The sequence below is a fragment of the Paenibacillus sp. XY044 genome (assembly GCF_002257645.1).
Classification (GTDB): domain Bacteria; phylum Bacillota; class Bacilli; order Paenibacillales; family Paenibacillaceae; genus Paenibacillus_AQ.
Genome location: NZ_NQMO01000002.1, coordinates 723155 through 744184, shown reverse-complemented (window position 1 = coordinate 744184; position 21030 = coordinate 723155). Strand labels below are relative to the sequence as shown.

The 21030-nt window shown below is 43.7% G+C and carries 21 protein-coding genes and 2 pseudogenes; 9 read left to right on the top strand and 14 right to left on the bottom strand.

Annotated features, from left to right (window positions below; all coding sequences use genetic code 11):
* Positions 1-72: 72 nt before the first annotated feature.
* The gene (locus CJP46_RS11835) at positions 73-573 is read left to right on the top strand and encodes a MarR family transcriptional regulator (RefSeq protein ID WP_256992304.1); all 501 of its coding nucleotides are present in this window, start codon (positions 73-75) and stop codon (positions 571-573) included.
* 70 nt (positions 574-643) lie between these two features.
* On the opposite strand, the gene lpdA is transcribed toward CJP46_RS11835, so the two are convergent.
* Positions 644-2029: a dihydrolipoyl dehydrogenase gene (lpdA, locus tag CJP46_RS11830; protein ID WP_094595781.1), complete on the bottom strand. Its 1386-nt coding sequence runs from the start codon at positions 2027-2029 to the stop codon at positions 644-646.
* A gap of 182 nt (positions 2030-2211) precedes the next feature.
* Between lpdA and CJP46_RS11825 the strand changes: the two genes are divergently transcribed.
* Positions 2212-2796 carry a TetR/AcrR family transcriptional regulator gene (locus tag CJP46_RS11825; protein WP_094595780.1) on the top strand — a complete coding sequence of 195 codons (585 nt, stop codon included), beginning with the start codon at positions 2212-2214 and terminating at the stop codon, positions 2794-2796.
* 182 nt (positions 2797-2978) lie between these two features.
* Positions 2979-3422: a GNAT family N-acetyltransferase gene (locus tag CJP46_RS11820; RefSeq protein WP_094595779.1), complete on the top strand. Its 444-nt coding sequence runs from the start codon at positions 2979-2981 to the stop codon at positions 3420-3422.
* Positions 3423-3480: 58 nt separating this feature from the next.
* Here the strand turns inward: CJP46_RS11820 and CJP46_RS11815 are convergent.
* The 3 genes and pseudogenes from CJP46_RS11815 to CJP46_RS11805 all read right to left on the bottom strand — a co-directional run.
* Positions 3481-3651, bottom strand: a pseudogene (locus CJP46_RS11815) (GntR family transcriptional regulator); the annotation flags it as partial.
* Positions 3652-3673: 22 nt separating this feature from the next.
* Positions 3674-4759, bottom strand: a complete 1086-nt coding sequence (locus tag CJP46_RS11810) for a Gfo/Idh/MocA family protein (RefSeq protein ID WP_094595778.1) — start codon at positions 4757-4759, stop codon at positions 3674-3676.
* A gap of 50 nt (positions 4760-4809) precedes the next feature.
* Positions 4810-5991 carry a Gfo/Idh/MocA family protein gene (locus tag CJP46_RS11805; protein ID WP_094595777.1) on the bottom strand — a complete coding sequence of 394 codons (1182 nt, stop codon included), beginning with the start codon at positions 5989-5991 and terminating at the stop codon, positions 4810-4812.
* Between the two features lie 166 nt (positions 5992-6157).
* Between CJP46_RS11805 and CJP46_RS11800 the strand changes: the two genes are divergently transcribed.
* Positions 6158-7036 (top strand): AraC family transcriptional regulator, encoded by an 879-nt coding sequence (locus tag CJP46_RS11800; RefSeq protein WP_094595776.1) that lies wholly within the window; start codon positions 6158-6160, stop codon positions 7034-7036.
* A gap of 710 nt (positions 7037-7746) precedes the next feature.
* On the opposite strand, the gene CJP46_RS37395 is transcribed toward CJP46_RS11800, so the two are convergent.
* Complete coding sequence (locus CJP46_RS37395; protein WP_306431041.1) at positions 7747-8070, bottom strand: helix-turn-helix domain-containing protein; 324 nt, start codon at positions 8068-8070, stop codon at positions 7747-7749.
* Between the two features lie 708 nt (positions 8071-8778).
* Here CJP46_RS37395 and CJP46_RS11790 point away from each other — a divergent pair.
* From CJP46_RS11790 to CJP46_RS11775, 4 genes are all read left to right on the top strand, one after another.
* Positions 8779-9612, top strand: coding sequence for a hypothetical protein (locus tag CJP46_RS11790; RefSeq protein WP_179281134.1), 834 nt, complete (start codon positions 8779-8781; stop codon positions 9610-9612).
* Positions 9613-9712: 100 nt separating this feature from the next.
* The gene (locus CJP46_RS11785) at positions 9713-11230 is read left to right on the top strand and encodes a tyrosine-type recombinase/integrase (RefSeq protein WP_094595774.1); all 1518 of its coding nucleotides are present in this window, start codon (positions 9713-9715) and stop codon (positions 11228-11230) included.
* 18 nt (positions 11231-11248) lie between these two features.
* Positions 11249-12358, top strand: a complete 1110-nt coding sequence (locus CJP46_RS11780) for a tyrosine-type recombinase/integrase (RefSeq protein ID WP_094595773.1) — start codon at positions 11249-11251, stop codon at positions 12356-12358.
* A gap of 19 nt (positions 12359-12377) precedes the next feature.
* Positions 12378-13319: a tyrosine-type recombinase/integrase gene (locus CJP46_RS11775; RefSeq protein WP_094595772.1), complete on the top strand. Its 942-nt coding sequence runs from the start codon at positions 12378-12380 to the stop codon at positions 13317-13319.
* 272 nt (positions 13320-13591) lie between these two features.
* On the opposite strand, the gene CJP46_RS37525 is transcribed toward CJP46_RS11775, so the two are convergent.
* The 5 genes from CJP46_RS37525 to CJP46_RS11750 all read right to left on the bottom strand — a co-directional run bounded on the left by CJP46_RS37525 (position 13592) and on the right by CJP46_RS11750 (position 17342).
* A complete protein-coding gene (locus tag CJP46_RS37525) occupies positions 13592-13798 on the bottom strand; it encodes a hypothetical protein (protein ID WP_373557990.1) in 207 nt (68 codons plus the stop codon).
* 810 nt (positions 13799-14608) lie between these two features.
* Positions 14609-16021, bottom strand: a complete 1413-nt coding sequence (locus CJP46_RS11765) for a 3'-5' exonuclease (protein WP_094595770.1) — start codon at positions 16019-16021, stop codon at positions 14609-14611.
* A gap of 203 nt (positions 16022-16224) precedes the next feature.
* Positions 16225-16410: a hypothetical protein gene (locus CJP46_RS36185; protein ID WP_143812965.1), complete on the bottom strand. Its 186-nt coding sequence runs from the start codon at positions 16408-16410 to the stop codon at positions 16225-16227.
* Positions 16411-16770: 360 nt separating this feature from the next.
* Entirely contained in the window at positions 16771-16965 is a 195-nt protein-coding gene (locus CJP46_RS11755) for a hypothetical protein (protein WP_094595768.1), read from the bottom strand.
* Positions 16966-17009: 44 nt separating this feature from the next.
* Positions 17010-17342, bottom strand: a complete 333-nt coding sequence (locus CJP46_RS11750) for a hypothetical protein (protein WP_094595767.1) — start codon at positions 17340-17342, stop codon at positions 17010-17012.
* Between the two features lie 135 nt (positions 17343-17477).
* Between CJP46_RS11750 and CJP46_RS11745 the strand changes: the two genes are divergently transcribed.
* Positions 17478-17813 carry a helix-turn-helix domain-containing protein gene (locus CJP46_RS11745; protein ID WP_094595766.1) on the top strand — a complete coding sequence of 112 codons (336 nt, stop codon included), beginning with the start codon at positions 17478-17480 and terminating at the stop codon, positions 17811-17813.
* A 32-nt stretch (positions 17814-17845) separates the two neighbouring features.
* Here the strand turns inward: CJP46_RS11745 and CJP46_RS11740 are convergent, their stop codons facing one another.
* The 4 genes and pseudogenes from CJP46_RS11740 to CJP46_RS11725 all read right to left on the bottom strand — a co-directional run bounded on the left by CJP46_RS11740 (position 17846) and on the right by CJP46_RS11725 (position 20773).
* A complete protein-coding gene (locus CJP46_RS11740) occupies positions 17846-18574 on the bottom strand; it encodes a hypothetical protein (RefSeq protein ID WP_094595765.1) in 729 nt (242 codons plus the stop codon).
* 324 nt (positions 18575-18898) lie between these two features.
* Positions 18899-19516, bottom strand: a complete 618-nt coding sequence (locus CJP46_RS11735; RefSeq protein ID WP_094595764.1) for a copper amine oxidase N-terminal domain-containing protein — start codon at positions 19514-19516, stop codon at positions 18899-18901.
* Between the two features lie 321 nt (positions 19517-19837).
* Positions 19838-19958, bottom strand: a pseudogene (locus CJP46_RS37520) (transcriptional regulator); the annotation flags it as partial.
* Positions 19959-20071: 113 nt separating this feature from the next.
* Complete coding sequence (locus CJP46_RS11725; RefSeq protein ID WP_094595763.1) at positions 20072-20773, bottom strand: RNA polymerase sigma factor; 702 nt, start codon at positions 20771-20773, stop codon at positions 20072-20074.
* Positions 20774-21030: the final 257 nt, after the last annotated feature.

Here is a 21030-nt window from a genome sequence, read left to right as displayed (position 1 = left end):
TGATCGGCCAATCATCTTAATATAATGTTTATCTTAACGAGAAAAGATATAATTTGCACACGCGGAGGATTCATGATGTCACAAGGAAATGACCGTTTTTCACCCGATCTCTCGTCCTTACAGCAGGAGTTAGTGCACGAGCTGCGTCAGAACAGTACGCGCGCCGTCATGTTCCATCAGCTGATCTCGGAACGATTGGGTCTAAACGCCACCGATCACAAATGCCTGGATTACTTGAATCAGGCCGGACCTGTCACGGCCGGCCAGTTGGCCCAGTTAACCGGTCTTACTACCGGTGCCGTGACCAGTGTCATCGACCGGCTGGAACAGGCCGGTTACGTCATCAGGGATAAAGATCCGAACGATCGCAGACGCGTCGTCGTCAAACCGGTGCCGGAAGGGTCGGCGTCCATCTCCCCCTTGTTTCAATCGATTATGCAGTCGACGCTCGGGATCGTCTCGCAGTATACGGAACAGGAACTGCAGCTGATATTGAACTTCATCAGGCAGTGCAATGATATGACTTTAACCGAGATGAACAAGATGAAGACAGAGAAAGACATGATGAACTGATAAATGAATCGCCGTCATGGATGCCGTTTGCTCAAGCAAACGGCTTTTCTTTCCGGGTAAAAACCCGCATTTATTTTGCAATCCTCATTTTTCTCACCGCGTTCTCGGCGGCCTCCATAATCACTTCCCCTAACGTAGGATGGGGATGAATCGTCATCGCCAAATCCTCCACGGTTGCTCCCATCTCGATCGCCAAGGCAAGCTCCGATATGAGGGTTGACGCCTCTATGCCAACGATCTGCGCTCCTTTAACGATTCCCGACGCTTGATCCGCGATAATTTTCACAAATCCTGACACTTCTTTCAGCGCCAAGGCTCTGCCGTTAATGCTAAAGGAGGATTTGCCTACGATAACCGGGATTCCTTGTTCCTTGCAAGCTGTCTCCGTTAGACCAACGCTGGCCAACTCCGGTTCGGAAAATACAACTAGCGGCATGGCTCTGTAATCCACGATAGAAGGTTTGCCGGCGATGGCTTCTGCCGCAACTTTAGCTTCATAGGAAGCTTTATGGGCCAGAGCCGGACCTGCCGTAATGTCACCGATCGCGAATATATGCGGAACCGCCGTTCTGCACTGTACGTCCGTTTCGATCAGCCCTTTGCCCGTTGCCTGCAAGCCGATGTTCTCAAGCCCTAATCCGCCGTCCGTATTCGGTCTTCTTCCTACAGTCACTAACGCATATTCTGCTCTAACCGCATGCTGCTCACCTTGGGTCACATAGTGGAGTGTCAGCCCACTTGCATCCTGTTCTGCATTTACGGCTATGGCTTCCGTAATGATGGTTATACCGTCTTCATTTAACTGCCGTACAACTGGAGCCGCAAGATCCGCCTCAAATCCGGGCAGCACTTGTCCTCCTCCCTCCAGAATCGTCACCTTGGTTCCGAATTTGGCATACATTTGCCCCAGTTCAACGCCAATGTAACCGCCGCCGATAACTGCCAAGCTCTTTGGAATTTGTGAAAGGGATAAGGCTTCTGTGGAAGACATAATGCGTCCGCCGTAGGGCAAAGCCTTCAGTTCAATCGGACGAGAACCCGTTGCCAATATGGCGTTTTTAAAAGAAATCCTTTGTTCGGCTCCCGCTTGCTGAATGGAAGCCGTGTGCTCGTCGATCAAGCTGGCCTCTCCCTCCAGAATCATCACTCCGGCCGTTTTCAACAAATATTGGACTCCACCGGCCTGTTTATTCACGACGGCTTCCTTGTAGGCCTGAGCATCGTCGAAGGAATCAGCAGCAACCGTGTGATTCCATTGCTTGTGCAGTTTGAAGCGATGCGCTTCCCCAATCAACGCTTTGGAAGGAATGCAGCCTACATGGGTGCACACTCCGCCGATCCGGCTGCGCTCGACGATAGCCGTTGTCATTCCAAGCTGTGCTGATCGAAGCGCCGCTGCATAACCTCCTGGACCTGATCCAATGACCAGGGTGTCAACCGGTTTAAGGTCGATCATAACCTTGCACCTCCAAGTCAAAATATGATGAACATAATATATTATAATCATCATATTTAAAAACAGTCAATATCCCTACTTTTTTTGCCGTAAAACAAACGAATGCACGAAGAAAATTGACATGTTTTATTATGATACCTATAATATTTCAAAACATCTTTTTGTGAGCAGGAGTGATAGTGTTGCCTTATCCGGAAGGTCATAAAATAAAGGTTCGAGGCCGTATCATTGAAAGTGCAGCCAAAGCCATCCGAGCCAGCGGGGTACGCGACATCAGCGTTCCCTTCATTATGAAAGGCGCCGGTCTGACGCACGGGGGATTCTATTCACATTTTGACAATAAAGAGCAATTGGTCGCGGAAACTTGCCGCTTTGCCATCAGCGAAACCATTGCACTGCTGCAGAAGGCGGCGGACCAGGAGAAGGAAGTACCCAAGATCAACGCGGTCATTCATTTTTATTTGAGTCCGCAGCATCGCGACCAAACCGAGGTGGGATGTATTATCCCCGCCCTTTCCGGTGAAGTATCCCGGTTGTCCGAAGAGGTGCGCCAAGTTTTCACCGAGGAGCTGCAGCACATGATTGACTTTATCTCCGACCTGGCACAAATCGATCCATTGACGGGCAAAGCCTTGCTGAGCCTCATGGTCGGCACGATTGTACTGGCGCGATCCGTAAGCGATACCGAGCTGAGTGACAGTCTTCTATCGGCGGGCAGGCAGCAGGCCAAAGATCTTATAAAGACAAGCACGCAGAGCCAAGATTGAGATGGTCACTGCCTTATTCTCATGAGACCAATATGATTTTTCTAGCCCCATTATTTTTGGCTTTTTTTCTCCTCGTGGGTGCTTTCAACCTCAGGAATTAACTTTTTATTGCATTTACAACATAATTAATCCTATAATTTGAATGTCGATCATTGAATACATCCAGAAAGGGGCGAGATCGATTGAACACCCAAAGAATTAATTTACCAGAGGAATTAGAAGCGGCATTTTCCATTCGGAAGAACGTATTCGTTGAGGAACAGGGCGTTCCCCTGAATGATGAATTCGACGAGTTTGATACGCTGGGCGGACCATGTGAGCACATTATCGCCTATTATGATGAGCAGCCCGTCGGAACGGGAAGGATACGAATTCACGAAGGATCCGGGAAGCTCGAGCGGATTTGCATCCTGCAGCCTTTCCGTCAATTTGGAATCGGGAAAAGTATCATTGCAATGTTAGAAGAAATCGCTAAAGACAAGGGAGTACAACAGGTTAAACTACACGGACAAAGCCAGGCGGAAGGGTTCTATAAAAAACTTGGATACCGGACTTCTTCTGAGGAGTTTATGGAAGACGGTATACCTCATGTGCTAATGGTCAAGGAACTAACTAATTCACAATAAATGATGAGAAAGGGAGGGGCGTTTTTTTACACAGCCCTCCCCAGCTCATCTTTCACTCCAGCTTCATAAACGCTTCCCGGACCGGTGTTCGGCTGACGTTCAATTCGTCCGCGATTTCTTTCTCCGATATTTTTGTGCCGGGCTCCAGCTGCAAATGCAGGATCCTTTTTCGCAGAAGTTGATAGGTGTAATCCCGGGTGGAACCTTTGACGTTCTGCTCCCTAGGCATGATAGCAACCTCTCTCATGCATTCAGCTGCCGCTGCGGGTCACGTCCATCGCCATTTCCTGCGCCTTCAAACACAATTCTGCTGCCATGAAGGCATGCTCCTGCGTCATGGCCAATTCGGTGCGGTTCAGGCAGTCAAGAATGAGTTCTCCAAAGAAGGGATATCCAACCTGTCCATCCACAAGAAAATGGTATTCCCCTTCTTGATTGACCAAGTAGACATGATTGCCGGTCCGGTCGTGAGCGATATCGATATATTTTCTTAGTTCAATATAACCTTCGGTTCCCAAAATAATCGTGCGTCCGTCTCCCCATGAACCTAGGCCGTCCGGCGTAAACCAATCCACCCGGAAATATTGCGTGGCGCCATTGTCCCCTAGCAGGGTAGCGTCTCCAAAGTCCTCGAGCTCGGGATGATCCGGATTGTTATAGTTTGCAACTTTACTGTGCAGGACCTCCGCCTGTTTACACCCCGCATAAAACAGGAACTGCTCGACCTGGTGGCTGCCGATATCGCAAAGGATTCCCCCATAATGCTGCTTCTGAAAGAACCATTCCGGCCTGGACGGGGCATTTAACCGATGCGGTCCGAATCCGGTCACCTGCAGCACCCGCCCGATCGCACCCTGTTCGATGAGCTGTCCGGCATAAACCGCCGATTCCACATGAAGCCTTTCGCTGTAGTACACCATATACTTTCTCCCGGTTTCACGCACCTTTGCGCGGGCCGATTCCAATTGTTTGAGCGTCGTAAAGGGAGCTTTATCCGTAAAATAATCCTTCCCTGCGTCCATCACGCGAAGCCCCAACGCGCAGCGTTCCGAAGTTACGGCAGCTCCGGCAACGAGATGAACCTGCGGATCCGCCAGAACCTCCTCCTCGGATGCTGCAACCGTAACTTGGGGGTAGTTTCGTGCGAATGCTTCTGCTTTTGCACGGTCACGGTCATAAACCCACTTTAAGGTAGCGCCTGCTTCGATCAGCCCGTTTACCATTCCATAGATGTGCCCATGATCGAGCGCCACTGCAGCGATCACAAATTCACCCGGATGGACCACCGGATTGGGTTTCCCTTTCGGGGCATAATTCATTCCGTCGTTCTTCTGCATTCTCTTCATCCCTTTCGCATTTAAAGTTCTCAAGCCCAAAGAGTTGGGATTTACTTTTCGCCTGACGATTGTCCGTTCATTTCACTGTAATGGCTTCCTGTTGTGATCTTCACATCCGTGAAGTTATCCACACTCCCGCTCTTTTTGTAAAAGTGAGGAACATTCCGCTTCACGCCTTCTTGGGTATAAAAAGAATCGTCTTGCGGCAAGGGGAGCTGAACATTCTCACCTGTGCTTGCGGATTTGTAAATACTCATGATCAGCTCCAGCGTGCTTCGGCCGCTGGCTCCGTCTACTAGAACGGGCGCCCCCGTCTCGATGGCGGTTAGCACATTGTCAATCTGAGCGGTATGTCCTTCGTAAGGCAGGTCCGGTAATTCGTTATAGTATTGTGCAATCTTCTCCTCCAGCTGTTGATCCCTCTTGGGGAATCCGTTCGGTAATGACACGGAGGCGGCCACCCGCCACGGTGCCGAGATCCGGGCATGCTCTCCCTGGAAAATAAACTGCTGCTCCTCTCCGTGATGAACGACCGAGCTGGTGATTTGCCCCAGTGCCCCATCCGGATACCGCAGCATCGCAACGGACAGATCCTCCACCTCCGCATTGTCATGCGCGACGTTGCTCATAAAAGCCTGCACCTGACTGGGGCGGCCAAGCATCCACAGCAAGGCGTCGATATGATGAACCGCATGATTTAGCGTAGGACCGCCTCCCTCTTTCTCCCACGTGCCGCGCCACCACAAATCGTAATAGCAATGGCCCCGCCACCAGAAAGAATCCACTTGGGCATGAAGAATCCTGCCAGCCAATCCGCTATCAACAACGTGCTTCAGCTTCATAATCGGATTTCTAAAGCGATTTTGAGCAACGACGGACAATACTTTCCCGCTTTTTTCCGCAGCTTCGATCATGGCGTCGCATTCCTGAAGGGAAGATGCCATCGGTTTTTCAACGAGGACGTGGCTGCCTGCATTCAGAAAATCAATGGTAACGCGCGCATGAACGAACGGAGGCATGCAAACGGAAACCAGGTCGATCTCCTGATCAAGCAGTTCCTTGTAATCCTTAACGATTACAGCGTCCAAACCGTATTGCTCCCGCTTGGCTTCGGCTTTCTCGGGATAAAGATCGCATAACGCAACAATTTTACAGCGGTCCTGAAGCTGCAGATATCCTTCGATATGAGCGGATGAAATGGCCCCCGTTCCTATAATCGCAACCTTGATCATTAATTTAACCTCCCATGAGTTTCATTCATCGGTATATAAGGATATTAACTGAAGCTGAAAGAACATTGTGTTTCGCTATGGGGGAAAAAATAACACTGGTTTGCGGTTTTGCGATAGAATAGATTCGGGCCCTGGTGTAAATGGGGAACGAAGGAGGCAAGGGGTCATGTCTTTTGTTGCGGGTAACTATAGCGAGGTGCCCCTGCATTTTGCCTATAAACGGAAAAGCGTCAATTATGAGCATAAAGAAACCTTTCACTCCCACCTTGGGGTGGAAATATTGCTGATCCATCAAGGGAAAGGGACGATGATCGTCAATAACAACCGATACGACATTAAACCGGGCATGCTCTGCATTTTTCAGCCTTATCAGCTTCACCATCTCAAACTCGAATACGACGAGGGCCAATGCTTCGAACGTTCCCTTGTGACCTTTGAACCGACGATGTTTGAGTCTTATTTTGAAAAATGGCCTTCGCTTCACACCTTTTATCAATTCATGTATTTAGGGGAACTCCCTTTTCCGTGCTTATATGACACCGGGGATGAACTTGACCTCCTGGACGGTGTCTACAAAAGTTTGGATGATCAATTATCGGCGCTTTCAGAGGCAGATCGATATGCGGAATTTTCCTTATTTCTCGTCATGCTGTACCGTTCCATCAAACACGTATGGGATAAGCGAACCGAAGCCGGACCGCCTAAACCGACCCTTCGCAGAAATCATCAGGTTGAACATATATTGACATGGATCGAAGCCAACTATATGTTACCGTTTCGGTTGGACGACATGGCCAAATCCCTGCATTTATCTCCCTATCATGTATCGCATCTTTTCAAAGAAGCGACAGGAATCAGCATCTCCGAATACATCATGGCCCGCCGGGTCCATCAATCCGTTCTGCTGTTAACGACCACCAAAAAACCAATCTCGCTCATTGCTGAGGAGATTGGCTTGGCGAACAGCTCTTATTATTGTAAATTGTTCAAACGGCGCATGGGCATTACGCCACACCAGTATCGCAAGAAGTGGGCCAGGACCTAATCTCATAATTGACAAAACAAAAAAACCCTTGATTCCCAAGGGTTTTTCTTCTATGGAGCCTAGGGGGATCGAACCCCTGACCTCATCGCTGCCAGCGATGGATAATAAGTAGGATGTAGGGGGTTAGAGTCCGGAAAAGCCTTTATTTACGAGCTTTTTCCGGACTTGGATCCGAGTGAATTGGCTGCTTTATGATAATTGGGGACGAATTTGGTCCCCAATTCGTCCCCAGCAGTTTTGATAATATCGGATAATTCCTTCGGATCACTTAGATATGAAATTCATCAGCTTTATCCGCATGATCCACGTTGGCCCAGTCCGGAAAACAACGATTCCATCTGGAAGTTCGGCAGGGCTCCTTTGGGAAATACGAATAACAAGGAGCGGCAGGCTTATTATTCAAACAAACTTGGAGACCGTGAAGTCCCCAACTTATTTTTTTCGCAAGTCGTTTGACTTGGATACCAGCTCTGTCGGTGTCCAATTTCCACATGCAGCATCGATTGCAGCGTCTTTTCAAACAGTTCCTTCAGTGAGGATTGTACATCGTCCTTTATTTTGTGGTTGTTTCCTTCACGAACGCCTTCACGTCTTCCATATCAAATCTTGCCATTCGTGCCATCCTCGGATTTCATGCCAAAAAGCCCGCCTATGTAGCTGCGAGCTGATTCTTCAATAAATTTGTATAAACAAGGTTTTAGATTAGTAAACTACCCTCCTCTAATCCATATCTCAATCGTCTCTCTATGGAACAATATACGTCTTCGGACTCTAAAATGTGGAATTTGTTTCTCGCGAACCATCGAGTATACGGAATCCCTAGAGATCCCGAGATAATTGGACAAGTCGGATACGGAAAATACTGATTTCATTTTATCAATTTCTTGCATTTTGAAAAAATCACTTCTCAAGCTCACATAAGTTTTATCTTTATTATTGTTAACTATATTGCAATTCTGCCCAACTATACGCTTTTCTTCTAATTCTAATAACATTTTTAATATTTGGACCCTTAGGACTTCTTCTTCTCTCATCTGAATTCCTCCTAATTAGGAATTTACAACTTACTACTAGCGATTTACTCTTTAAAGTAGTATAAAGTAATTACGAGCCCCCCCTTGCTCGGGCCTGTTCCTCACGGGCAAAGATTGACTCCAGGTCGATAAATGCGCATTCCCAAATGCGATTGAGATTCATGTTATTTACAGAAACGTGAATCAATGAGGTTGCAAACAACCTACTAAATACCATTAATGGAAATCAAGAGCCACTACACATATCAAGGTGGTATCTTCTGAGAACATATACCACACCGTTTAGGTTGGCATATGAAAATACACATGGATTAGCCCTTGCGGCTGTTTAAACATATCTGTGAGAAAATCTAAATTTCAGGGAGTAAACACTTTGTTACCTAGTAGAGGTATAAAGTGTTTTTTATTTGCTTTTCTTGTTGGTGAGGAAATGATTCCTTCCCATGCAGTATTTTAGTGTTATCGCGGAGGTGTATGTGACATTAGAAGAGTCTTACCTTTTAGCTTTCGATATCTTCGGATTCTTTGTTTAACCGATGATTTGGAGGACCTGCTATCCATCATGTCTGGTACAGTAATTATTCTGGTGGTCCTTCTTATAGCATACATTCTTCCCTTCCATGAACCCTCATTTAATTTTCTTAGTTCAACTAAGAGATTCGTTGGGATGCTCGAAACAGCATTATCATGGTTATGGGTGATGAACACATGACATTTAGTCCTTTAATGTACAAAATTAATCGCGACGAGATAATTGAGCATTATAAATCTTACTTTACAATCAGATCTAGTGATAATGCTCTTGATAGTGAATTAGCCGAAGCTAGAAATTTGATTCTCGGACTGTGGCATTATGAGCTTCTTATTCTTCAAAGTTCAAAAGAGCAATGGGAAGAGTTAATGAATGATCCTAGTTTAAAGTTCAGACGAGAACTCAGTACCAAAAGTCATAAACTTCAGCGCTACGATATAATGCAGAGCTTAAATCTAACAAGTGGTGCTGTAAGTAATCTATTTAATGAATCAACGTTACCAAAATGGCCGCGGCCATTTCAGCTCAGTGTTCTTCTCAATCACCCTTGGCAGCTGGTCAATTATGATTTACCTGATCCGTATTCCTACTCGGAGTCACCGGAATATTTTGATGATAAGGTCTCAAAAAAAATCCAGTTAAAACAGCTATTTGACGAAATATCGAATGTGTCTAGTATCAGTGGATATGTTATTACCGACGCCTTTGAACTGTTTCATCAGGAATCCGGTGCGGTTACAGGTCGATGGGTTACAACATACCAAGAATTCGATTATTTTGAATTCCATCTCAATTATGAGCCATTGGTCGATAAAGTACTTCGTGAATCAGTGCTTAAGTTATTCCCGCAAGCTAAGTATATGATCACTACGTTTCGCCCATTTAAGTCTCTAGACAAACGTTCAATATGGGTCATTATTCCGAAAAATGAAACATTACCTTCCTTTGAAGGTATGCTTCATGAGTTAAAGGAATATCGAGATCGAACGGAATTTCACACTTTTAAATGAAGAACTCCATTTAACGACTTAGTTGAACTAAACTTTTTGAACCACCTCACCATTCATGTCAACCCTAAGTAACACAACGACATGATTGGAGGCATCACAGGTGGACGACTTCAAAAGCATTGATCCCACGCAACAAAACCCACGCCAGATCAATGATCTGGAAAGCTCACCTACCCAAGAATCTTTTCGGCAGAATCTTTATTTTGCCGAAAAGATTCTTGACCTTAAGGGTATCTTTCCTCCACTGAGTGACGATCATGATATTAGAAAAGTCACTCGTGAGAAGGTGGAAAATATGCTGTATGCACAACATGTGCTGACAGACAACCCTACCCCCAATATTGAATCTATACAGCATTATGGTAGGTCCGGTATTAATCTTTGGATCTGGAACAACAAGGTTCAAAAGCTAATATCACAGCCATTGCTTCTGAACTATATGAAGCAAATCATACCTAATGACCCACCATACTATTTACAGAAGTTAACTGTTGTTTTAGAGATCCAGCAACTAGCAGCAGATTTTCTTCAAATGGAACCGGCACAAATAATGGACGATCAGCTGGTTGAGCATACAGTCCTTCAGCACATCATCGAAAATGTCGAGATGACCGTAGTAAAAGCAAACGTTCTTAATTACTTTATTAGTAGGTCTACGCAGACTACAGGCATTGAACGGACCTATTTATTGGAAGTAACAGCGAGGGTAAAAAAAGATCTGCACCCCAAGATTACAGAGTTCAAAATGAATATGCAAAACAAAGGTCTGTCCAAAGAGCATATTCGTAAACAGGTAGCAGCTGTGGATCAACTCTTCTCTTGGCTTTGCAAAAACATCCATGTCTTTTCAGAGGAAAATCACACGAGTATTCAAATGTTAAAAATACAGAGTGAACATTTGTTATCCTATAGAACCTACTTGTTAAAAAAAGTGAATATTGGTGCAGCCAGCCCAATTTCATTTTGCCATAAGATATCCGCGATCAAATCTTATTTTTATTTTTTAAGAGAGCGCTACGGTATTGAGCCTCCCTTACAGCGTTTTCGAGCAATAAAAGCACCACGATACAACCCAAGGGACTTACCGAACGAGGAGCAGATCGCTACCTTCTTTCAGACAGTACAAATGTACTCCGATAACCCAATTCAGGAGACAGTTGGATTTCGTTTACTCTTGGAGCTTGGTCTAAGATTATCGGAGGCAGCCCAAGTTGCCTGGGATGATATTAATCTCGGTAGACGCACCATTGTCATCCACAGCAAGGGGGGGAAAAGTCATATGCTCCCTCTTGTAGGGAAGCTTTATGACGGCTTTACTCAACTAAAAAAGGTGTATGATAAACATCCCCTAGTATTAGGAGAAAAGTCATCATCGATAGCGGATAGGCTTTATCGTAATTTCAAGCTATATGCTTTGATCGCAGGATGGCAGTACCCAGGTGGGGTTCATTTATTTCGCCATATGTTCATTACGCGTTTAGCTTACAAAGGGGTTTTGCCGCAAGCTGTAAAAGAGTTAACTCGTGTTAAAAGATTAAACACGGTTAGTCTCTATATTCATCTAGGCCGTCAAAATCAGTACCTGACAAATCAAATCGATAAGCTGTCTTATGACTAATTAGGGAGGTAAATATACATGCCTTTGTATGACGATGTTGTATCGAACGATCAAATGTTAGAAGAAGCAATAGTTCACCTTGCGGACCAATTTGGTCCGCAACCGTTTTATCAGGTTCTTCAGAGGCTTGATTTAGTACCATTGTATAGCTCAATCCAAAAACAGATGGCACAGCGAATTGTTCTTTTAGAAGAAGCTGTTGCTCATTATAGAAACAGTGATGCATATCAAGCTCTAGCAGCTGCTTCACAAACAGCTTATGGATATGAGCTAAATATGTTTATTAAATATTGTGTTAATAAAAAAGGAAAGAATCCCAACATTAACGATGTTTCCTCTGCCACGTTTCTAACTGACTATTTGGCACCGGTGAAAAAAGCGAACACGCGAAGTAAAAAGTCAGCTTTCTTACGCAGCTTTTTTGGTGAAGTTCTCGAGCATTTTTATGGACGAAATATAGAAAAATTGAAACGGACTCTGATAATTGAAGCCGATAAAGATCGTGAGCCTCGAGCTTTTACCAAAACTCAGATCAATGAGCTACTTAGTCTAGTCAGATTAGGACGAGAAGCCCATCGGAACTTTACGATCCTCTGGACTTTCCTTGGTACAGGTGTACGTTTAAGTGAGTTATGCACCTTACAGGTTGGAGATATTAAAGTCGATCGTCAAGTCATAATGGTTCGTGGTAAAGGAAAAAAGGGATATAAACAACCAAACAAGATCACAACATCCTCATTGAAAACACTTAGCTCCTATATTAGCTTTCGCTATAAGGGATTAGAGGCAGAAGTTGACTACGAGGATAGGTACGTTTTCTCGGATGATAAAGGAGCAACACATCTGCATGAAAGTACCGTTCAGAAAATGTTTACGGCTCTAATAAATGAAGCAACAACAATTCCTGAGAACGATAAAAAGCCCTATCAATTTTCTATTCACTCTTTACGACATTCCTTTGCCCTATACTTACTTGAGTCAGGGGTTAATATTTACACGATAAAAGAACTCATGCGCCACGCTTGGCTGAGTTCTACTGAAGTGTACTTAAAATTATATGACGATATGTTGGTGACAGCTATTGAAAAGCACCCTCTTGCACAAATTACAATTACAGAACTTTTCTAACTATGGAGGTTATTTAATCGTGGAGAGATTTCTACAGAACTCAATCTATTATCAAAACTGGAAGAAACATTTCACTTTAGCTAAAAGCACACGAAGCAAATATGAAATCGCACTTAGGCGTTTTGAAGCCTATTTGTTGAAACAAGGTTTTGATGGAGAGTTGGATTTTGATCGATTTCATGCAGATAAAAAATTCCCGGATCGATTTTCCCCAATAAAACGGAAGGTTATTGATCACTTTGTTCAATTTTTAATTCATGATTTACAAGTTAGCGATAGTACAGTTTCCATATCCGTTACCGCCCTGAAAAATTTTTTTGGGTTTCTCTATGATATGGATCTAATTCAACAGAACCCTATGATCAATTATCCAACACCTAAATTTGAGAGAGGTATTCAAAATACAGCTTTATCAAAAGAAGACTCTCTTGAAGTCTTAAGGGCAGCCTTAAGGCTTGACCCATTTTACCGAAGGGGATTTGTGATGATCTGGCTTATGCTGATTACCGGTATGCGTATTTCGGAAGTGCGATTCCTTAGATGCTCCCGAGTAAAATTGGAAAGTAAAATCGTACATATTTTTGAAGGACAAAAGACAACAAAGCGATCAGCAGCCATTTCAAAGGATTTAGCTGATGAAATCACCAGGTACATCAATCACCCGCAGTATTTGGAGTGGTCTAAGCAAGGTGATGAATTTTTATTTAATAATAAGGGGAACCCCCTTCAACCTCGAGTAATTACTAGATTACTTGATCGGGTATCGAATGAGGCTGGTTTATCACGTAGCGTACGGGCTCATGATCTTAGACGAACAGCGGCTTATTTAATGCAAATTGGCGGTTTAAGCATGGTAGAGATACAACATCAACTGGGTCATGTGGATTTGGCTACGACTTTACAGTATGTTCCGGCGCTTGGTGAATTGGCAAGAATTTTCGAGGATTCGTTTGATTACTAATTATATTACAAAAAAGCCGCCTGCAGGGTCTATACCCGTTAAGGCTGCTTTTACGCTTGGCAACGATCCCCTCAAGCCCGCGCTGCTTGATTACGTCAAACAGCGCGTTACCTTTGCCATCGATGTGGAAGACACGCTTGTAGTATTCGTTCTCAACGAATATTTTATCAAGGATGGCCTTTCGTTCCATCAGCGGCAACTGCCTAACCCTTGCCGTCTAAGCGAGTACATCGAAAACGAAAAACCGGATAGGCAGTTGCTGCATGCCTTGCTTAATCTTCGCGAGTGTCTTTATTTGAAACCGCCGCATCGTTGTCTCGGAGCAAATCTCTCCTGTCCCGGTCCAGGTATGCCAACTCGCCATCCGGGATCATGTCGCCGCAATTCACCGGCACATCAAGCAGTTCCGGATACCGAGCTGTCACCTCGTTCTCATGTCTGGTCCAAAGCCGCACTTTGCCGCCCGATCGCTCGAGCAGCAGCCGATGACCGTCGATCTTAGGTTCAAATATATAACGATCGTCGTCGAACGGTTGCTCTCGTACCGCGCCGAATCACTTAATAAAGGGAATTCTTTGGAATCGAAGGCTCCCTTTACTTGTTGCAAATTTCTATTCGAAGGCGTGGTAACATAAATAGCCCAGAAGCCAGCTTTGTGGCTACGATATATGGGTTCGGGGGTCTCTTGCTATCGCTCGTAGTCTTTTATATATAATATAAACCTTTTCGTATTACTGCACCAATCTGTCGAAAAATACACTAGCATATTCTTTAGTTACCTCCAAATGTGACTCCACATCTGCAGTTGTAACTACTTGGAGGTCTTTTAACGTTTGATACATAGATATCCTCCAATAGATTGATGATTATTTGCCGTGGCAATTGTCGAGTAGCCCATTGGATTCGGAGTATGATCTTAGAGAAAGTGTGTGCATGAATCGCTAAGTCTGCATTTTACTCAGGATACTAGGATGCATCCTGCAATCCGAGGGGCATCGGTCGAGTACAGAGCTATCTTATTCAACTATTGCACAAAAAACATTCGCGTTAATAGCTTGGGCAGCAGAGTTTTGCGAAACACCACCATTTTTTAGGGTTCGTTATCGAAGTTTCTCCTCTGCTCTTTGAATGCCTTATGTTCATCCGTGGTGAGCCTATGGGATTAAATAGCCAAAATACCAACAGGCTCAACGTGTGCTTTATCTCGTTTTTTCAACCTTTTCCCTTTGTTTTTTGGTGTTCTTATTTTGACTCATTTGAAGTTCCCTTCTATTATGAAAATTAGTATATCACTCTGACTCTTCGAGACGTATTGGTACATATTTCTGAAATTGCGTAAAGAATAATCCAGCTTCTTTAACAGGATACCCAAATATCTGATTCCACTCACTAGCATATTGCAGCACCTGAGGCGAATAAAAACGAATGAAGTCTTCCTCGCTCTCAGATTCAAACATGTCAGTCTTATAACCAACAATCACCCAACCTTCGTCCTCTTCGAATAAGAAGTCAATAACCCCTTTCACATATAGTCCTTCTGCTTTATTAACTTTTTTGGTTGAAAACATTGATACTTCAAAGAGACGCCTCTTTGCCTTTATACTTGTTGGCCATAATTCACTCCCCAAAACAAGTTCCACCGTAACAACAGCTTCTGTTACAAGTCCCGGTTTAAGTCCCTCCTGTTTGGCCAAATGTTTAATATATGTTTCCCCATCTGAAGATTGCACTCTCCCATTCCCAATAGCTTCTATACACCGATGAACCACATTGCCAAAAGCCTGTCCGCGCCCTTTGACTGACCAACCTGGAATGACCGCTCCGGTCTTGGTTAACTCGGTTACAGTAACCTGTCTATAAGATGGTTTCTTTGCTTCTAACAATTGGTTGGAGAGCTTACTCATAGACTCCTCAAGCATAGGCTGATAGGCATATACTTCTCTTCCCTCTGGTTCTCCTTCATGGACGATAAGCTCTGCTACATGCTCCGCATTGTACATCAATGAACTCCAAGAACATTTGGCAGGTTGCTCTGGATAGAGACTTACCACTAGCAATTGTTTTGCCCTTGTAGCCGCTACATATAATAGCCGATCCTTTTCCGCATTCACAAACAATCGTTCTTTCTCACTTAATGCTTTCCAGTTAGGAGGCTGCGCAATCAATTCCACTACATGCTCACTCAGTCTCTGCGAAATCGTAAAATAGCCCTTTGCTATAGAGCCGCTTCGGTCGATATGCTGATCAGCATCGTGATCCGATTCTCCATATGGACCTGCGAGAAAGACGACCGGTGCTTCAAGTCCCTTTGCTTTATTCAGATTCATGATTCGGACGACACCTTTGGTACTCCCATATAGGCTGAGAGTCTCCAGCCCATTACCTTGAATGACTAGAAGTAACAGCCTAGTAAGTGTAGGCCAACTGTTGACAGCTTCCGGATCATCTTGAACGATATGAAGGAGCCTTATTAATGAACCTGCTCTGGTGGCGCCAGCCTCCTGGACGGCTATATAAGGCAATAGCCCGCTTTCATCCAATATTCGCTTCAAGGCCGATAAACCCGGTAACTGATGAATCCACTCTGAGTACTGCTTAAGTTGCAGTAATGCCGCCGCCACCGGACGAGAGGCTTCAGAGCATTCATTAGCTGCTGGAATGCGATAGTAGGAAAAACGATGCCCTTCTTGTTTATAGGTCATCAATGCCCGGTCGCTTACGTCAAACAGCCTTCCTCGGAGTACAGCTACTTCACTTTTACGAGGTAACTAAATCGTGTTGCCAACGCAAAAACACCTCCAAGTTGTCCTCCACATCTTACGACATGGTTTCTTTCACTCGAAGGTGTTTTATTTTGTCTCGGGGTCAGTCCCAAAATGCTCATGGTCTTCTTTTTTAAAGGTTATCAGTTCATCCAATCTTCTGTGAGGTCAAGCAATCTTTTACAGACATCACATTCAACCTTTATGATTAATCCTAATCCCGACGGAATAAAAGTATATGCAAATTTAGCTCCGGACACATCTCTTGAGTTACATGAATCCCATTTTCCGATTTTTCTCTTCATTTCATCAGTAATTTCAAATACCATGATTTTGAACCTCACTTAACATGAATTAATTTTATGCTTTTTAATACTTTCCAAATGCAAGCTCACCAAATTCTTATGTAGATGGTTTACTTGGATCATTGCTTTTGAAGAGATCAGAGCACCATTGTATTTGAGAGCCCCTTCTCTTTTCATAAATATTGATTAATTGGTTCAGTACGAAAATTCTTTGAAGGGTATCAGTACAGAAAAAGTTGAGTTGCCGATAGTAATATTCTAATTCTAGTTGATAACGGTGTTGTGATGATTGGCATTTTTCATAAACCTCAAGTAGTTGCATATGCAGATTGTGTACACCCCTAAGCTCATCCATGATTATTGGATACCCCACTTATAACTTTATTAGTTACCACCATTCATCCAGCGTTCGTTATATATATTTACAGCTTCTTCTGTAGACAATTGGTTCAAAAAGTCCTCAAATTCGATGATGATTGAAGCAACCTCCAATGGTTCACTATATCCAATCTTGTCAAAAGCTGCTATTAATGAACCAACTGCCTGTTCTAAAGTATAGGTTTTGAAAGTATGTGTCATTACATCTCCTATTTATAAAATTTTCGAGGTTATAACAAATTCCATTACAGCGTTTGGTCGGTAGCTCGAATTTTCGATATCCTTTCCTTTAATGAATTAATGGCCTCAAAGTAAGAAGCCTTTACTTCTTCACAGACACATTCACTGGTCTCTACGCTAGTTGCAACTTCAGCCGTCATAAAATCAAATAACATTAATTCCTCTGGCTTTTCAGGATTGTAAAAAATCGGAATCTGCCAGGACCCCTGTACTGCAGCCAACTCAAACCACTGATGTCTAATCATATTGGCATTCGAATAAATCCTACCATTGAACTCTAATCCACAACTAGAAACATTGGCCAAACCTTGTAAAATTGTTGGCTCTTTCTTCTCCATATTGATCACCTCATAATTAATTATTTCCACCTTTTTCATTTTGATACTTATATAGATCAAAAAAGAAAAATGATATGTTAACAGGCATGTATTGGAGTTGAGGCATTGTATACACTTACAAGAAGAGGTGTAGCAATGGAAACAGCATTACTAAAAAAGGTCGGACGGCGCGTTAGGGATCTAAGGAAACAAGCTGGATTATCTCAAGAACAATTGGGAGAGATTGCCGGCTTTCACTTTTCATATATCGGTGGAGTTGAACGAGCGGAAAAAAACATCACATTAGTGAATCTACAGAAGATAGCTGATGCTTTAAATGTTCCTATCATCGAATTGTTTGCTTACACATCACACAACAATCTCCAAGTGAACGAAAAAGATGAGTTACTTGAAATCATTATTGATGAGTTATCGTCATTTAAAAAAAGTGAGTTAAAGAAGGTAAAAGTATTTCTTGATGAATTTTTCTGATAAAAAAAGCACCTGCGAGGTGCTTTTTAACTTTAATCAGTATCTTCTTTTGCAACTGCTGCCTCTAGACCATGCATATTATACAGTAAAATTTGATTAGGCTCAGTTAGGCTATACTGAATTGGGATACTCCATTCGCCGTGAATTTCAGCATGATCAAAACACTTCATTGCCGCCAATTTTGGACTGACAAAGGTTTTTCCTTCGAAATTCACCCCCTCGCGAGTAATTGTAGCTATACCGTGACTTACATCGTCTTGAGATTGCAGAGACTCCCCCAATTTTCCAAAGTAACTCAGCACTGTTTCCAGTTTACTTTTGTCTAATGTAACATCAAGGATGGAAGTCGCCCTGATGGGAGAAATTGGAGTTAGAACCTGATTAAGAATTAACAATATATATCCCAGAACGGTAATCCCATTTTTTCCTTTCATTTCAATGGCTTCACGTATTGATATTCGATCAAATAATTTTTTAGATGAAATTTCTCCATGGCATCTTTTGATTAACTCATTTACCTCATCAATGATCAGCCATTTCTTATATTGATACGATACCTCATTCAGAAGTCCAATCCTTACCATTTGGGTTAAAGTTGTTATATTCACCCCCATAACGATGGATGCCTTAAACTTTGATATATAATTGGAGGATACGTCTTGGCCTAATTTTAATGCTGTGCTCTTTCGATGTGCCTGTTTTTGAGCCCAGTAGTTAACAAATTCAGATCGTATGTTTTGATAAAAATCATCCTGAAGCATCTTCTCGAACTGGATTCTTTGCTTTCATGTTTAGCTCAGGGTGAAATCCTGCGAATTCATGAGTCTGAGTGAGGAAACTGAATTATATCGAGGGAGTTTAATTAACAAATAAATTATGAAACAGATAATTTCTATCATTTAATTTGTTTCGTTTCTTACTTAGAGTGGTACATATGCCAGTATGGTTTTATAAGTCTTTTACTAAATATATTAGCAACTCATCATCAACCATCACGGCGCGTTTTTAATTCTCAAGGATCATATACCCAAACGCCATGTAATTGGGAGAGCCCTAATGGTCTCTCCCTTTCCAGTAAATAATTATTAAATTGAAATTTTGAGTGAGTTACTGCTTGAGCTATACTCAATCCCCGCTCCTAAACCTCGGGCAAAAACTTGTGCTGGAACATATGTAACACCCTTAATCACTTTAGGGGCCGCACTAGCTGTTTCGGATGTACCGTTGTAAAATACAGTTTTGCTTCCAATAGTTAAAGTGATCTTGTGATTCTTTTTAGTGACTCCGATTGTACCAGTATCTTTGTCGTAGGTAATTGTCGCCCCCAAACCTTCAGCAATCTCACGCAAAGGAACAAGGTTTGTGTTTTGATAAATTACCGGTTCACTGTTAAAGCTGATCTTTTGACCGTTTATATACACCTTAAGTCCAGAGGCTTTATATGTAGGAACTGCTGATTTGCGTGTAGAGCTTTTTGAAGATGAACTGTTTTTACTTGTGTTGGAAGACGATGAACTTCCCGAGGAAGAGCTTCCTCCATTGTGGTAGTGATACTCTCCATATTCCAATCCCCACTTGGAACAATTCGTCCAGCATGTATGGCCTCCATTTGCATCTGTTCTACCTGGATGCGCTGAAACAATTGATGCGCTTGATAACACTAATAATATCGCCAGAGTACCAGTAAGCGCTCTCTTTTTCATAGCCAAACAACCCCTTATAGTAATATTTACCTATTCATGATAGCATACTTCATTCAAATGGGGAATTATTGCTATATCTCTGAGCCAACTGGCCGAATGGCCGGAGCAGCCGAACCGCCCTGTCACCGCAAAATCATCTTCGAAAGTCGCCGCACAGATGTCTGGCAGACCGATCCGGGCGGTTAGCCCGCGATTAATGGAAACGCAAGCTCCACGCATTCGAACCCCATCGATGATCGTCACCTTTTTTCTTGCCCTCCCGAGCACCAAGGCGGCGTTCAACCCAGCTGGTTCGACGCCAATAATGGTCACATCTAAAAATTAATTTTCCATTTCCATAACCCTTAAACAGAAAGCTTTATCCAGTACCGACTGGATCGTGTGTTCCCGCAAGTATTGGTGCAGCTGCTGTTCCGCGCCCCATAACTTTTTCAACCAAACATACGTTTTCTTTCAGATGTTTCTGATCCCGCTGCGCAGTCCCCCGCTGATGTCCACGTCCCTCGCAGTTCCGTCTTCCAATCCTCATTGGCCATGACCCAAAACTCCTTTTTATTAAAATCGCTTTCCGAATTCGTCCAGTATCCGTTTTTTGGGCTTTCCAAGAGCCTGACGGAATTGCACGTATCCGGCAATATGGACTCGGATGTGCTCACGTTGCAGCTTGGTACGAGAACGGAAGAGATGGTTGTTTACGTTCGTGACGGTCATTCGAAACAATTCAGCGATTTCTTTCGGTTGCAGCTGCCGGTAAAAATGCGCCTCAAACACGTCCCGTTCTCGTGGGCTGAGACAGTGTAACATACCCCGTAGACCGCTAAGCATTTCCTCACGAACAAGACGCTCCTCTGGGGTTAGATCCTGTCTTACCGAGACTGACCGAGTCAGGTGAAACAACACGGCTTCAGCGTCTCCCCAGTTGCTTTTACTGCTAGATGAATTATAACTAGAAAGAGGCTGTTCTTTGCCATAGGGACCACCACGGCGCAGGCGCATGTATGTCTGATTCCGTACAATACGTTGTAGCCACGGTCCGAAACGCGAGGGCTCGAGTAAGCTGCCAAGGCGTATAAATGCACCGACCAAAGCTTCCTGGACTATATCATCGGCTAAATAGGTGTCCTGCGACATCGAATATGCAAATCCGTAGGCTTTGGCTCGGTGACGGCGTACCAGTTCACCAAAAGCTTCTTGATCGCCTGCCCTAGCTCGACAGACAAGCACATCGTCCGCTTCATTGCTTTGTTCGGCCCTCATCTTTTCACGTAAGCCTCCTACGCTGTTCCGCACGTTATCCCTCCATTTTCCGTACCTCTTATGAATTCCTCACCGGTGTCCGCCTTAATGATGCCAATCATGGCAAAAACATATCTGCCTCGCAGAAAAAAATCTTCAATTTCGTGTCCCAAGTTGATTTCGTTATGTTCCACGTTTGTTGAAAAACGGCAGCCTCTTCACATGCTGCCGTGTATTCTTTCTTATTGAGCTATCGTTTCCCTTTAGCTTAAATAATG